This window comes from uncultured Aurantimicrobium sp. (assembly GCF_936931525.1).
In the GTDB taxonomy this organism is placed as follows: domain Bacteria; phylum Actinomycetota; class Actinomycetes; order Actinomycetales; family Microbacteriaceae; genus Aurantimicrobium.
On sequence record NZ_CAKZII010000070.1, the window covers coordinates 1 to 14,597 of the forward strand.

Consider the following 14,597-nt stretch of genomic DNA (forward strand, 5'->3'; position numbering starts at 1 on the left):
GTGACCCCAACGGGATTCGAACCCGTGTTACCGGCGTGAGAGGCCAGCGTACTAGGCCGCTATACGATGGGGCCGTTTGCGACGTGTCAATAATGCCACAAGAACTTATCGCTCGCCAATCGAGGGAACTCAGGCTAGATAAACACCCGCACGGCAGCAGGGACTACATCCACGTGCACAGGCAATGACCACACTCGCTCGCCGTCTGCATAGGCCACGATTCCTGGGGCATCAAGAACGACTGTTTTTCCTCGTTCGATCAACACTTCTGGCTCAGAAACATGGGTACCAGCAAAGACACGAGGAAATAGTCTCAAGAAACGAAGCCGTGACAATGGCCTCAGCACAAACACATCAATCAAGCCATCTCGCATGCTGGCCTCGGGAGTCACTCGCATTCCCCCACCCATGGTGGAGTTATTTGCCACGGAGATCAACATGGCTGATTCCTCGCGCTGGACACCATCAACAGTCAATGAATAACGCACGGGCTTGAGTGCAAAGAGTTCCAATAGCAAAGCCAGCGTGTAGCGAGACTTCCCCTTGGGCCAGTGCATGGCGTTAGCTCGTTCATTCACAATGGCATCAAAGCCAGCGGACAAAATGCTGGCAAACCAACGGACCTCTGAGCCATCAACACTCGTAATGCGGCCCAGATCAAGCCGTTCTGGTTCGCGGGAGAGCGAGTCAACCATCAGTTTGATGCACTGTGACAAATCCCCCACCGGCAAGCCAATCCCCCGGGCAAGGTCATTCCCTGTCCCTGCAGGAACCACTGCGAAAGGCACCGAGGTCTGAGCAACCATGTTGACGGCGAGAGAAACCATGCCATCTCCGCCGACAACAACAAGAGCATCGGGTGTGAGGGTCAGCGCGCGATTGAGTTGACCTCGAAGTAAGTCAAAGCTCTCAGCACGAAGGGCAGTGACCCGAAAACCAGCTGCTTCCAAAGCAGAAACAGTTTGCTCCCCTGCTGCGAAGTTTTTCCCAAAAGCGGCAGTGGGATTAATGGCCACAACGATGTGGCGGGTCGAAGAACTCACCTGTTGATTATGGCGGTTAAACGAGAAAACCCTCGCCATTGCGAGGGTTTTACTTGCTGGGGTACCTGGACTCGAACCAAGAACAAAGGAACCAGAAACCTTCGTGTTGCCAATTACACCATACCCCACCGGGTCTGGGCTAAGCCCTGAACCGACTCCCTAGCCTAACCCACGAGGGGCAGACTAAACAAACTCAACGCTCTTAGCGTTCGTTGAATCGAACGAGGCGATCAATGGTGTCTTTCTTCCCCAAAATCTCCATAGATTCGAACAAGGGAGGAGAGATGCGGCGACCAGAAATGGCTGTGCGCAAAGGCCCAAAGGCGATACGAGGCTTGAGTTCGAGGCCTTCAATCAGAGCAGAGTTCAACGCTTCCTGAATGACATCATGAGTGAACTCTGCCTCAGGAATGAGCTCGAGTGCTTCGACGGAAGCTGCAACCACAACCGCTGAATTCTCAGGCAAACCCTTGAGTGCATCTTCTGCATACGTGATCTGAGAGGCAGGAGTGAACAGGAATTCGAGAAGCTCAGGAGCTTCGCTCAGTACATTCATGCGGGTCTGCACCAGAGGTGCAGCAGCAGCAAGAATCTCGAGCTGAACATCGGTGGGGTCGTTCGAAAGAACGTTTCCTGCTTGGAGATAAGGAATCATGCGAGCCGTGAAGTCCTCCACGGTGAGCAGTCGAATGTGGTCGCCATTGATGGCGTCCGCCTTCTTCTGATCAAAGCGCGCAGGGTTGGGGTTCACGTTGACCACATCGAACGCCTTGACCATCTCTTGAATAGAGAAGATGTCACGGTCGTGGCTCAGCGACCAACCCAGCAGTGCGAGGTAGTTGATCAGACCCTCAGGGATGAATCCACGATCACGGTGGTGGAACAGGTTCGCTTCGGGGTCACGCTTAGAGAGCTTCTTGTTTCCTTCACCCATGACATAGGGAAGGTGGCCAAAACGAGGAATGTGTGTGGTGAAACCGGCGTCAATCAGTGCGTGATAGAGCGCAATCTGACGCGGCGTCGACGACAGCAGGTCTTCTCCACGCAACACGTGAGTCACCTGCATGATGGCGTCATCAACAGGGTTCACCAACGTGTACAGCGGATCACCGTTGGGGCGAACCACAACGAAGTCAGGGAATGAACCAGCGGGGAAGGTGATTTCACCACGAACGAGGTCATCAAACGTGATGTCTTCGTCTGGCACGCGGACACGCAATGCAGGCTGACGGCCTTCAGCGCGGAATGCAGCCTTCTGTTCCTCAGTCAGATTGCGGTCAAAGTTGTCATAGCCAACCTTGGGGTCCTTGCCTGCAGCAAGGTTGCGAGCTTCGATCTCTTCAGGAGTAGAGAAGCTCTCATAAACGCGACCAGTGGCCTTGAGCTTCTCAATGACCTCTTTGTAGATGTCAGAGCGCTGTGACTGGCGGTAGGGCTCGTGGGGTCCACCCACGTTGATGCCTTCATCCCAATCCAGGTTCAACCAGGACAGGGCGTCAATGATCTGCTCATAGCTCTCTTCGGAGTCACGAGCTGCATCGGTGTCTTCAATACGGAAGATGAACTTTCCGCCGGTGTGGCGTGCGTATGCCCAGTTGAATAGGGCGGTGCGCACGAGTCCAACGTGAGGAGTACCGGTTGGTGAAGGACAGAAGCGCACGCGAACGTCGCTGCCCGTCGCCGTGGAGAAGGGGTAGTTAGTTGTCATGCGTCGAGTCTGACCATCCAGCCGTGACGGTCAGGGAGGCGACCGTATTGAATATCTGTAAGTTCCTTGCGCAGGCTCATGGTGAGCTCACCTGCAGGTGCATCTGGGTTTCCCACAGAAAGTCCGTTGGCACCAATGAGCTGGCCAATAGGAGTAATAACTGCAGCAGTTCCACAGGCAAATACTTCCGTGATCTGGCCGGAGGCAACGCCTTCCTTCCACTCAGAGATGGGAACAGTGCGCTCTTCAACGACCAGGCCACGATCCTTTGCCAGGGTGAGGATACTCTCGCGAGTAATTCCCTCCAGGATGGTTCCGGTGAGCTTGGGGGTCACGATCTTGCCGTCTTTGTGGACGAAGAAAACGTTCATGCCACCAAGCTCTTCAACATTGGTTCCTGTTTCGGAATCCAGGAAGAGTACCTGAGCACACCCGTTTTCGTAAGCCTCGACCTGTGCTGTCAGAGAGGATGCGTAGTTTCCACCGCACTTGGCAGAACCGGTTCCACCCTTACCAGCACGTGAGTACTCGGTGGTGAGCCAGATCTTGACGGGTGAAACACCTTGCGCAAAGTATGCGCCGGCAGGAGAAGCAATCAGGTAGTAGCCCACCTTGTGTGCAGCTCGAACACCGAGGAAGGTTTCGTTCGCAATCATGAAGGGACGCAAATAGAGGCTGGTCTCGGGAGCAGAAGGAACCCACTTGCCGTCCACTTCAATGAGCTGCTTAATCGACTCGATGAAGTCTGGGACAGAAAGCTCAGGCAGTGCCATACGGCGAGCTGAGCGCTGCAGACGAAGTGCGTTTGCTTCGGGACGGAAAGTCCAGATGGAGTCATCAGCGTGACGGTAGGCCTTGAGGCCTTCAAAGATTTCCTGGCCGTAGTGCAGCACCGAAGCAGCAGGGTCAAGAGTCAAAGGGCCATATGGCTGCACGTGTGCGCCATGCCAGCCTTCCGTCACAGTCCAGTCAATGGAGACCATGTGATCGGTGAAATGCTTACCAAACCCAGGGTCAGCGAGGATTTCTTCACGTTCTGCTTCTGCGCGTGCTGCTGCAGAAGGGGTGAGGGCGAAGTTCAGCGGAAACGTCGATGTTTCGTTGCTCATGATCTTCTCTTTCTTCCTAGGACAGTCGGGCGACAATAGCGTCGCCGATTTCACTTGTACGACGAGGAGCCGAGCCACGCTCAGAAAGGTCTGCAGCGACTGCATCGTTGATGCGCGCTGCAGCCTCGGCATAGCCGAAGTGCTCGAGCAACATTCCCACCGAAAGGATTGCTGCAGTGGGGTCTGCCTTCTGTTGTCCTGCAATATCTGGAGCAGAACCATGTACGGGTTCAAACATGCTGGGGAAAGCGTTCGTGGGGTTGATGTTTCCACTGGCAGCCAGGCCAATGCCACCACTGATCGCGGCTGCAAGGTCGGTGAGGATGTCACCGAACAAGTTGTCGGTGACAATTACGTCGAAACGTGCTGGGTCAGTGACGAAGAAGATGGTTGCAGCATCGATGTGCAGGTAGTCAACAGAAACCTGAGGGTATTCAGTTGCAACCGCATCCACGAGGCGGCTCCAGAGGGAACCAGCGTTGACCAGAACGTTGGTCTTGTGAACCAAGGTCAGCTTCTTACGGTCACGCTTGGCAGCAAGCTCGAATGCATAGCGAACGACGCGCTCAACACCATGTGCGGTGTTGACGGAGAGTTCGTTCGCAATTTCGAACTCGGTTCCCTGGCGCAAAGAACCACCATTGCCCACATAAGGGCCTTCGGTGCCTTCACGGACAACAACAAAGTCAACATTTCCAGGGTTAGCCAATGGGCTGACAACACCGGGAAAAATGGTGGTGGGGCGCAGGTTCACGTAGTGATCCAAGCTAAAGCGCAGCTTGAGCAACAGACCACGCTCAATGATTCCCGCGGGAATACGAGGATCGCCAGGCTTACCGCCCACAGCACCGAGCAAAATAGCTTCGTGCGAAGCAATGGCAGCAAGATCTTCTTCGCTGAGCACATCACCGGTAGCGAGATAGCGGTCAGCACCGAGTGAGAACTGAGTCTTTTCAACAACTAGGTCAGCAGAAGGAGCGACCACGTCTAGTACCTTCACTGCTTCAGCAATGACCTCGGGGCCAATACCGTCACCGGGGATGACTGCGAGCTTGAGTGTGCGCGACATGGGAGTTCCTTGCGTTGATCTAACTTATTCGGTGATGTCTACTTCGAGCATGACATCTGCATCGATGGCCTTGCGAACCTTTTCGAGCAATGATGCTGGAACGGGTGAGTCCACGGTGAGGACAGAGAGCGCCTTGCCACCGAGGTTCTGACGTGCAATCTGCATACCTGCGATGTTGATCTTGGCATCACCAAACTCCTTGCCGTAAACGGCAACGATTCCGGGACGGTCGATGTACTGCATCACGATGAGGTGGTCGTCGATGGGAACGTCTACTTCGTAGCCGTTGATTTCGACAATCTTTTCAACCTGCTTGATACCAGCCAGGGTTCCCGAAACCGAGATCTGAGTGCCGTCGCTCAGTGCACCACGAATGGTGAGCACGGTGCGGTATTCAGGAGATTCTTCTTCGCTCAGGGTGCGAACTTCGATGCCGCGCTGTTCAGCGAGCAGTGGTGCGTTGACGTAGGAAACGCTTTCGCTGACCACGTTGGTGAAGATTCCCTTGAGTGCAGCCAGCTTGAGCACCGAGGTGTCGAACTGGGTGATCTCTCCGCGAACTTCAACGTCGACCGAGGTCAGTGGGCTTGTGTGTGCCAGGCCAGAGAAGACCTGACCGAGCTTCTCCACCAAAGGAATAGCTGGGCGGACGTAAGGATCAATCACGCCACCGGCAACGTTGACAGCGTCAGGAACGAGCTCACCACTGAGGGCAAGTCGAACCGACTTCGCAACAGAGATACCTGCCTTCTCCTGAGCTTCATCAGTCGACGCACCCAGGTGAGGAGTGGTAATGACGTTGGGCAAGCCTAGAAGTGGCGAACCGGTGGGAGGTTCGGAAACGAACACGTCGAGGCCAGCACCGGCAATAACGTTGTTGGTCAACGCTTCGTAGAGCGCAGCTTCGTCGATGAGACCACCACGTGCCACGTTGATGACATATGCGGTGGGCTTCATTGCAGACAACTGCGCTGTGCCAATCATGCCGGTGGTCTCAGGAGTCTTGGGCATGTGGATGGTGATGAAGTCAGAAGTTTCAATCAACTCATCAAGCGAGAGGAGCTGAACACCGAGCTGCTGTGCACGAGCCGAGGTGACGTAAGGGTCGTAGGCAACAACCTTGGTACCGAAAGCCTTCATGCGCTCAGAGATAAGTGCACCAATACGGCCCAGGCCGATGATGCCGATCGTCTTTTCATAGAGCTCGGTACCGGTGTAAGCGCTGCGCTTCCACTTTCCTTCAGCAAGGGCAGCGTGTGCGGCAGGAATGTGACGAGCAAGGCTGAGGATGTGACCACAGGTCAGTTCCGCTGCGGAAATGATGTTGGAGGTGGGAGCGTTGACCACCATGACACCAGCAGCGGTTGCTGCCTTGATATCTACGTTGTCGAGACCAACACCTGCACGAGCAATGACCTTAAGGTTTGGAGCAGCAGCAAGTACTTCAGCGTCAACCTGGGTTGCTGAACGGACCAGGATTGCGCTGGCAGAGTGAACTGCTTCTAGCAGTGCAGGTCGGTCAGTGCCATCTACGACGCGTACGTCAAAGTCGGGGCCAAGGGCCTCGATAGTGGCAGGAGAAAGCTCTTCAGCAATGAGGACGACGGGCTTAGTCACGAGTATTGATTTCCTTGGGTTTTGTAGCGCACGAGAGGTTCAAGTCTACCCGAGCGTTTTGGGGCTGTTTTGCGCTAATTCACGCTGAAAATGAGGAATGCGTTGGTGCCTAAAGCAAGGTCAACCCCGATGACGGCAGATACCGTCAATGCCACAACATAAATGACGACAGAGGGGGCTAACGAAAGCTTTCTGGTGAGCCAGAGCGCTCCGAAGAAGAGTACAACAGGAGCAATAATTCCTAGGATCACCGCAAACCAGCCAAAGGCACTCAAACCGATGCCGAGGGACAAGCTTTGAGACATGACGCCGATGAAGTTTCCAATGCCTTCCCACACGTCATAGGCGAAAAGGAGGGCAAACACAGCGGCAATAATCCATGCGCCGACTGAGCGCTTTAGTTTCTCATTCATGCTTAGCCTGCCCATGAAATGTAGGGCCAAGGAATGAGAACAGCAACACCAAGCAACAAATAAAGCAGGCGGGTGGCCACCTTCTTGTTTTTGCCGAGGTAAAGCACAGCACCAAACCAGATTGCCGGTGCGGCCACAGAAAGCCACAGACCAAACTGGAACATGCCGTTGCCCAGAGGGTCAGCAATTTGGGTTGGGTTACGCAGAGCGGTAATCAACCAGGCAACAAAGAACAGCAAATAGATGCCACCAAAGATGCCAAAGCCAATCAATGCCGCAGAGCTGAGCCCTGTAGGGAGTTCAGCGGAACCCGCAACACCCTTCGAGCTCTTGTTTCGTGGTTGCTTAACGGAAGAAGCGCCACCCGCGTCCCGCTTCGCACTCAGTGGAGAGCCCGTTGTCAGGCGATCATCGTCGCCTGCCCAACTCAGGGCATCTTCTTCTGGAGTACTCATACGTGACGCGCGTGGCGCATCCTCTCGTTTAGCTAATGACTAGCGAGCGGCAGAACCCTCGGTGTAGTCCTTGTCCTGTGGACGCCATGCGAAGAGCTCGCGCAGCTTGCGACCGGTTGCCTCGATGGGGTGAGATGCACCCTTTTCGCGGAGAGCTAGGAACTCGGGAGCTCCTGCGTCCTGGTCGTTGATGAAGCGGGTTGCGAAAGCACCGTTCTGGATGTCTGCGAGAACTTCCTTCATGTGCTCCTTGACCGAAGGGTCAATCACGCGAGGGCCGGAAACGTAGTCACCGAACTCTGCAGTGTCAGAAACCGACCAACGCTGCTTGGCGATGCCACCTTCCCACATGAGGTCAACGATGAGCTTGAGTTCGTGCAGAACCTCGAAGTAGGCGATCTCGGGCTGGTAGCCAGCCTCAACGAGAGTCTCGAAGCCGTACATAACCAACTGCGAAGCGCCACCACAAAGAACAGCCTGCTCGCCGAAGAGGTCAGTTTCGGTCTCTTCGGTGAAAGTGGTCTTGATACCACCGGCACGCAGACCACCGATTGCCTTGGAGTAAGACCATGCGAGGTCCCATGCCTGGCCAGTTGCGTCGTTCTCAACAGCAACGATGACAGGAACACCACGGCCGGCGAGGTACTCGCGACGTACGGTGTGACCTGGACCCTTAGGAGCTACGAGTGCAACGTCAACGTTCGAAGGAGCGGTGATGTAGCCGTAACGAATGTTGAAGCCGTGACCGAAGATGAGGGTCTTACCTGCAGAGAGGTTTGGGGCAACATCATCTGCGTAGAGGTGACGCTGGAACTGGTCTGGAGCCAGGATGACGATGACGTCTCCCCATGCAGCCGCTTCAGCTGTGGTCATGACCTTGAGGCCAGCCTCTTCTGCCTTAGCAATGGACTTCGAGCCAGCCTTCAGGCCGACAACGACGTCAACGCCGGAGTCGTGCAGGTTGAGTGCGTGTGCGTGGCCCTGTGAGCCGTAGCCAATAACAGCAACCTTCTTGCTCTTGATGAGCTCGAGGTCTGCGTCCTTGTCGTAGTGAATTTCAGTCACTTTGGGTTTTCTCCTTGTTTGTAGGTTTGGAAAATCTAAAAATCTAGTTCTTGAATACGCGCTCAGTGATCGACTTGCTACCGCGACCGATAGCGAGCAGACCTGACTGGGCAAGTTCCTTGATGCCGTAAGGCTCGAGAAGCTTCAGGAACGCAGCAATCTTGGCCGAGTTTCCGGTGACTTCAATCACGAGAGCATCAGCCGCAACGTCAACCACGCTGGCACGGAACAGTGACACTGCCTCGAGCACCTGTGAACGTGTGGAGTTATCCACGCGAACCTTGATCAGCATGTGCTCGCGGGCAACGGACTGCTCGGGGTCGAGTTCCACGATCTTGATCACGTTGACCAGCTTGTTGAGCTGCTTAGTGATCTGTTCGAGGGGAAGGTTCTCCACGTCCACCACAACAGTGATGCGGGAGAGGCCTTCGATCTCGCTGTGACCCACAGCAAGAGATTCGATGTTGAAGCCGCGGCGGGCGAAGAGACCAGCAACGCGGGTCAACAGACCTGGCTTGTCCTCAACCAGGAGACTCAAAATGTGTGTGCTCATAATGGCTACTCCCCTACTCGTCCGTGTCCCAGGTGGGTGCGTGATCTTTGGCGTACTGAACGTAGCTGTTGCTCACTCCCTGCGGAACCATGGGCCACACCATGGAGTCTGCACTCACCACGAAGTCGATCACCACGGGGCGATCGTTCGTCTCGAGAGCCAACTTGATGGCGGCATCGATTTCTTCTTCTTTGGTGACGCGGATGCCGAGGGCACCGTATGCGTCAGCAAGCTTGACGAAGTCAGGAACACGAACAGTGTCGTGACCTGTGTTCAAGTCAGTGTTGGAGTAGCGACCGTCGTAGAACAGGGTCTGCCACTGGCGAACCATACCTAGCGACGAGTTATTGATAATCGCCACCTTGATGGGAATGTTGTTGATGGTGCAGGTGGCCAACTCTTGGTTGGTCATCTGGAAGCAGCCATCACCATCAATAGCCCAGACAACACGGTCAGGCTCTGCAACCTTGGCACCCATTGCTGCAGGCACGGAGTAACCCATGGTTCCTGCACCACCGGAGTTCAACCACGAGTTAGGACGCTCGTATTTGATGAATTGTGCAGCCCACATCTGGTGCTGCCCCACGCCCGAAGCAAAGATGGCTTCTGGACCAGACATTTCACCGATACGAGTGATGATGTGCTGCGGAGCAAGCAGACCGTCGGTTGGTTCGGAATAACCCAGTGGGTATTCCTTGCGCAGAGAGTTCAGGGTGCTCCACCATTCGGTGAAGTCTGCACTCTTGGCAGCAGGGGTTGCCTTGTAGGTCTCAATGAGGTCTGCAATGACATCCTTGAGGTCACCCACGATAGGGACTTCTGCCGCACGGATCTTGCCAATTTCGGCAGGGTCGATGTCGACGTGAATAACCTTGGCGTTCGGAGCGAACAACGATGCCTTACCAGTCACACGGTCATCGAAACGAGCACCCAGAGTAATCAGAAGGTCTGATTCCTGCAGCGCGAGCACTGCGGGAACAGTTCCGTGCATGCCGGGCATACCCAAGTTGTTCTCGTGGCTGTCAGGGAATGCTCCACGAGCCATCAAGGTGGTGACCACAGGTGCGCCAACAAGGTCGACGAGCTCCAGGAGCTCCTTGGACGCACCGGAGCGGATAATTCCACCACCGACATAGAAGACTGGCTTCTTAGCTTCTGCAATGAGGTCAGCTGCGGCCTGGATCTGCTTGCCGTGTGCTTTGGTAACTGGACGGTAGCCAGGAAGATCCAAGGTTGCGGGCCAAATAAAGGGGGCCATTGCCTGCTGAGCATCTTTTGTGATGTCCACGAGTACGGGACCTGGACGGCCCGTAGAAGCGATGTGATACGCCGCAGCAATAGTTGCAGGAATATCTTCTGCCTTGGTGACCAAGAACGAGTGCTTGGTAATGGGCATCGTGATTCCCACGATGTCTGCTTCCTGGAAAGCGTCCGTACCCATCAGGTGTGAGAACACCTGACCGGTGATAGCCAACAGGGGCACAGAGTCCATGTACGCGTCAGCGATAGCTGTGACCAGGTTGGTAGCACCAGGACCGGAAGTAGCGATGCAGACACCGGTCTTGCCTGTTGCCGAGGCATAACCCTGAGCAGCGTGACCAGCACCCTGCTCGTGGCGAACCAAAATGTGGCGCAGCTTCTTCGAATCCATCAGAGGGTCGTAGACCGGAAGGATGGCGCCGCCAGGCAAACCGAACACATCGGTTACACCGATGAGTTCGAGTGTGCGCACAACTGCTTCAGCACCTGAAATAACAGGCGCGTTGGAAGCCGCGGCAGGGGTAGTGGGGAGTGATTCCGTAGACATCGTGAATCCCTTATGTAGGAAGGCGAAAAGTGAAAGGGGCGTCGTTACCCTGTAATCGCACCCTCAGATGCGGAGTGCACCAGCTTGGCGTACTTAGCAAGTACACCGCGGGTGTAACGCGGAGGGAGCGGAGCCCAGCCGATTCGGCGGGCTTCGAGCTCTGATTCGTCGACGAGTAAGTCGAGCGTCCGAGCTGCGATATCGACCCGTATGAGATCACCATCGCGCACGAGGGCGACGGGTCCACCGTCAACAGCCTCGGGAGCTATATGTCCGATACACAGTCCGGTTGTGCCGCCTGAGAATCGTCCGTCTGTCAATAGTAGAACATCTTTACCCAGTCCCGCACCCTTGATTGCTGCGGTGATGGCCAACATCTCACGCATACCAGGACCACCCTTGGGGCCTTCGTAGCGAATGAGGACGATATCGCCCTTCTTGATGTTGCCTTCGGTGAGGGCATCCATGGCTGCGCGTTCGCGCTCAAACACACGTGCGGGGCCTTCAAATACTTCGAGGTCGAAGCCTGCGGTCTTGACCACAGCACCTTCGGGAGCAAGAGATCCGTGCAGGATGGACAGACCACCGGAAGCGTGAATGGGGTTATCCAGCGTACGAATCACTTCACCATCGAGAGGAAGAATGTTCATCTCGGCGAGGTTCTCAGCCAAAGTCTTACCGGTCACGGTGAGTGCATCACCGTGCAGCAGGCCTGCATCAAGTAGAGCCTTCATGACTACAGGCACGCCACCGACGCGGTCAACGTCATTCATGACGTACTTTCCGAATGGCTTGAGGTCACCAATGTGAGGAACCTTGTCCGCAATGCGGTTGAAGTCTTCGAGCTTGAGGTCAACCTCAGCTTCGCGAGCAATCGCAAGCAGGTGGAGAACAGCGTTGGTGGAACCACCAAAGGCCATGACGACAGCAATAGCGTTCTCGAACGCCTTCTTGGTCATGATGTCGCGAGCGGTGATGCCCTGACGAATCAGGTTCACAACGGCTTCACCGGAACGGTGTGCGTAGTAGTCACGGCGTCGGTCAGCACTGGGTGGTGCCGCGGAGCCAGGAAGGCTCATGCCGAGTGCTTCTGCGACAGATGCCATGGTGTTGGCGGTGTACATACCGCCACACGCACCCTCACCGGGGCAGATGGCGCGTTCAATACGGTCGAGGTCTTCCTCGCTCATAGTGCCGGCCTTGCAGGCTCCCACAGCTTCGAAAGCGTCGATGATGGTGACGTTCTTTTCGGTGCCGTCCGAAAGACGAACCCAGCCCGGTGCAATCGTTCCTGCATAGAGGAATACAGATGCCAGGTCGAGACGAGCAGCTGCCATCAACATGCCAGGAAGTGACTTGTCACAACCTGCAAGAAGCACAGAACCATCAAGGCGCTCAGCCTGCATGACGGTTTCGACGGAGTCAGCAATAACTTCACGAGAAACGAGAGAGAAGTGCATGCCCTCGTGGCCCATGGAAATACCGTCAGAAACGGACACGGTGCCGAACTGAAGTGGGTAACCGCCACCGGAGTGGACACCTTCCTTGGAGGCCTGTGCCAGGCGGTCCAAGCTCAGGTTGCAGGGAGTGATCTCGTTCCAGGAGCTGGCCACACCAATCTGGGGCTTGCTCCAGTCTTCGTCTCCCATGCCGACAGCACGGAGCATTCCGCGCGAGGCGGCCTTCTCGATACCGTCTGTTACGTCGCGACTACGTGGCTTCATGTCGTTTTCTGGCATAGGGATAAGTCTACGACGTTCACACTCACGGTTAACTCCCAGCGCGCTGGGGATAAACGCCCATTTTGTGCCCAGATACACAACTAGGCTGGAACAAATGATTCAAGTTGGTATGAGCGCATCTTGCGTATATCCCCTGGCCTGTGAAGATGGCTTCCGTTTTGCCCAGAAAGCTGGCTATGACGGTGTTGAGGTGATGGTTACGCGCGAACCTGTCACGCAAAGCGTCGACGGCATCAAGAAGCTCATGGATACCTACGAGATGCCTGTGCTCTCTATCCACGCACCAGTACTTCTGCTGACTCACTTTGTGTGGGGTCGTGATCCCCAGATCAAGCTGGAAAAATCTGCAGAGCTTGCGGCAAATGTCGGTGCCAGCACCGTCGTGGTCCACCCACCGTTCCGCTGGCAGTCCACCTATGCCGAGAAGTTCTTGGACATTGTGCGTCAAACCAGCGAGAACACCGGCATCACCATCGCCGTGGAGAACATGTTCCCCTGGAAAGTGCGCAACTCACAGATGCAGGCTTATGCACCAGGTCCAGACCCTCGCGAGCTCGACTGTGATGCAATTACCCTCGACTTCTCGCACGCAGCGCTTTCTGGCCATGACAGCCTCGAACTTGCCCTGGAATACGGCGAGCGCTTGCGTCACGTCCACCTCACCGATGGTTCCGCAGCTGCTGACGATAACCGCATCTTTGATGAGCACTTGCTCCCCGGCTATGGCAAGCAGCCCGTTGCCGAGGTTCTTCAGCACTTGGCCGCCCAGGACTGGGACGGCCACGTCGTTGCTGAGGTGAACACCCGTAAGGCAAAGACTGAAGACGAGCGTCTAGCTCTCCTGGTGGAGACCCTTGAGTTTGCCCGCCTGCACTTAGGTCAGACAGCGCCTGTTTCTAACTAGCGTCTGCTGACTTACGCCAGCGAATACCTGCCGCAATAAAGCCATCTAGGTCACCATCGAACACGTTCGAGGGATTGTTGACTTCGTATTCTGAACGTAGGTCTTTGACCATTTGGTAGGGGGCGAGCACGTAGCTGCGCATTTGGTCACCCCAGCTGGCCGTGATGTTTCCTGCGAGTTCTTTCTTCTTCGCGTTTTCTTCCTCGCGCTGCAACAGCAACAGCCGTGAAGTCAACACCCGCATTGCTGCCGCACGGTTTTGAATCTGGCTCTTCTCGTTCTGGCAGCTCACTACAAGCCCTGTGGGGATGTGGGTAATGCGCACAGCAGAGTCGGTCGTGTTCACTGACTGTCCACCAGGACCGCTCGAGCGGAACACATCCACCCGAATGTCATTTTCAGGAATCTCAATCGCTACGGATTCTGGCATCAGTGGGACAACTTCTACCGCAGCAAATGACGTCTGGCGTTTACCTGCTGAGTTGAAGGGGCTCATTCGCACCAAACGGTGAGTTCCAGCCTCGACCGAAAGTGTTCCAAAAGCATAGGGAGCATCTACTTCAAAAGTTGCGGACTTGATACCCGCTTCTTCGGCATAGCTCGTGTCAAGCACATTGACCTTGTAGTTGTGCTGTTCTGCCCAGCGCAGATACATCCTCAAGAGCATTTCAGCGAAGTCGGCAGCGTCCACACCGCCTGCTCCCGAGCGAATTGTGATCACTGCGGGATAGGAGTCGTATTCGCCATTAAGCAGGGTTTGAACTTCTAGTTCACCCAGCACGGCAGTAATGCTGATCAGTTCTGCTTCAGCTTCTTTGGCGGAGTCTTCATCGCCAGCTTCATTGGCCAATTCGATCAGCACTTCGAGGTCATCCAGACGCGCCTCAATACTGTTGATCTTGGTCAACTCGGCCTGGCGATGGCTGAGTTCACTGGTAACTTTCTGCGCATTAGCGGTGTCATCCCAGAGATCTGGAGCTTCAGCTAATTCGCTCAGACGGGAAATCTCTGCAGAAAGACGGTCGACGTCAACGACAGCACGAATGTCGGCAAACGTGGAGCGCAGAGCACGAATCTGCTCGGAGAGATCAAGGTCAAGCATTGTGAGACCA

At 55.3% G+C, this 14,597-nt stretch carries 13 protein-coding genes and 2 tRNA genes; 1 reads left to right on the forward strand and 14 read right to left on the reverse strand.

Annotated features, from left to right (window positions below):
- Position 1: 1 nt before the first annotated feature.
- The 13 genes from Q0362_RS03065 to ilvD form a co-directional block, all read right to left on the reverse strand.
- Positions 2-74: transfer RNA gene (locus Q0362_RS03065), tRNA-Glu, on the reverse strand.
- A gap of 60 nt (positions 75-134) precedes the next feature.
- The gene (locus tag Q0362_RS03070; protein ID WP_298119644.1) at positions 135-1,043 is read right to left on the reverse strand and encodes a diacylglycerol kinase family protein; all 909 of its coding nucleotides are present in this window, start codon (positions 1,041-1,043) and stop codon (positions 135-137) included.
- A 56-nt stretch (positions 1,044-1,099) separates the two neighbouring features.
- Positions 1,100-1,171 (reverse strand) — tRNA-Gln (locus tag Q0362_RS03075).
- 74 nt (positions 1,172-1,245) lie between these two features.
- Positions 1,246-2,751 (reverse strand): glutamate--tRNA ligase, encoded by a 1,506-nt coding sequence (gene gltX / locus Q0362_RS03080; protein WP_298119646.1) that lies wholly within the window; start codon positions 2,749-2,751, stop codon positions 1,246-1,248.
- Positions 2,748-3,860, reverse strand: a complete 1,113-nt coding sequence (locus Q0362_RS03085) for a branched-chain amino acid aminotransferase (protein WP_298119648.1) — start codon at positions 3,858-3,860, stop codon at positions 2,748-2,750. Before Q0362_RS03085 ends, gltX begins: the two co-directional genes overlap by 4 nt.
- 16 nt (positions 3,861-3,876) lie before the next feature.
- On the reverse strand, positions 3,877-4,929 hold the full coding sequence (locus Q0362_RS03090) for a 3-isopropylmalate dehydrogenase (RefSeq protein ID WP_298119650.1): 1,053 nt from the start codon (positions 4,927-4,929) through the stop codon (positions 3,877-3,879).
- Positions 4,930-4,953: 24 nt separating this feature from the next.
- Positions 4,954-6,546 (reverse strand): phosphoglycerate dehydrogenase, encoded by a 1,593-nt coding sequence (serA, locus tag Q0362_RS03095; protein ID WP_298119652.1) that lies wholly within the window; start codon positions 6,544-6,546, stop codon positions 4,954-4,956.
- A gap of 74 nt (positions 6,547-6,620) precedes the next feature.
- Positions 6,621-6,959, reverse strand: a complete 339-nt coding sequence (locus Q0362_RS03100) for a hypothetical protein (RefSeq protein WP_298119654.1) — start codon at positions 6,957-6,959, stop codon at positions 6,621-6,623.
- 2 nt (positions 6,960-6,961) lie between these two features.
- Positions 6,962-7,414: a hypothetical protein gene (locus Q0362_RS03105; protein ID WP_298119656.1), complete on the reverse strand. Its 453-nt coding sequence runs from the start codon at positions 7,412-7,414 to the stop codon at positions 6,962-6,964.
- A gap of 39 nt (positions 7,415-7,453) precedes the next feature.
- Positions 7,454-8,479, reverse strand: coding sequence for a ketol-acid reductoisomerase (ilvC, locus tag Q0362_RS03110; RefSeq protein WP_298119657.1), 1,026 nt, complete (start codon positions 8,477-8,479; stop codon positions 7,454-7,456).
- A gap of 43 nt (positions 8,480-8,522) precedes the next feature.
- Positions 8,523-9,032 (reverse strand): acetolactate synthase small subunit, encoded by a 510-nt coding sequence (ilvN, locus tag Q0362_RS03115; protein ID WP_280794893.1) that lies wholly within the window; start codon positions 9,030-9,032, stop codon positions 8,523-8,525.
- A 13-nt stretch (positions 9,033-9,045) separates the two neighbouring features.
- Positions 9,046-10,839 carry an acetolactate synthase large subunit gene (locus tag Q0362_RS03120; protein WP_298119660.1) on the reverse strand — a complete coding sequence of 598 codons (1,794 nt, stop codon included), beginning with the start codon at positions 10,837-10,839 and terminating at the stop codon, positions 9,046-9,048.
- Between the two features lie 44 nt (positions 10,840-10,883).
- On the reverse strand, positions 10,884-12,578 hold the full coding sequence (ilvD, locus tag Q0362_RS03125) for a dihydroxy-acid dehydratase (protein ID WP_298119662.1): 1,695 nt from the start codon (positions 12,576-12,578) through the stop codon (positions 10,884-10,886).
- Between the two features lie 97 nt (positions 12,579-12,675).
- On the opposite strand from ilvD, the gene Q0362_RS03130 reads away from it, so the two are divergent.
- Positions 12,676-13,485, forward strand: a complete 810-nt coding sequence (locus tag Q0362_RS03130) for a sugar phosphate isomerase/epimerase (RefSeq protein ID WP_298119664.1) — start codon at positions 12,676-12,678, stop codon at positions 13,483-13,485.
- On the opposite strand, the gene prfB is transcribed toward Q0362_RS03130, so the two are convergent.
- A complete protein-coding gene (gene prfB, locus Q0362_RS03135; protein WP_298119666.1) occupies positions 13,478-14,587 on the reverse strand; it encodes a peptide chain release factor 2 in 1,110 nt (369 codons plus the stop codon). The two genes, Q0362_RS03130 and prfB, sit on opposite strands and share 8 nt — an antisense overlap.
- Positions 14,588-14,597: the final 10 nt, after the last annotated feature.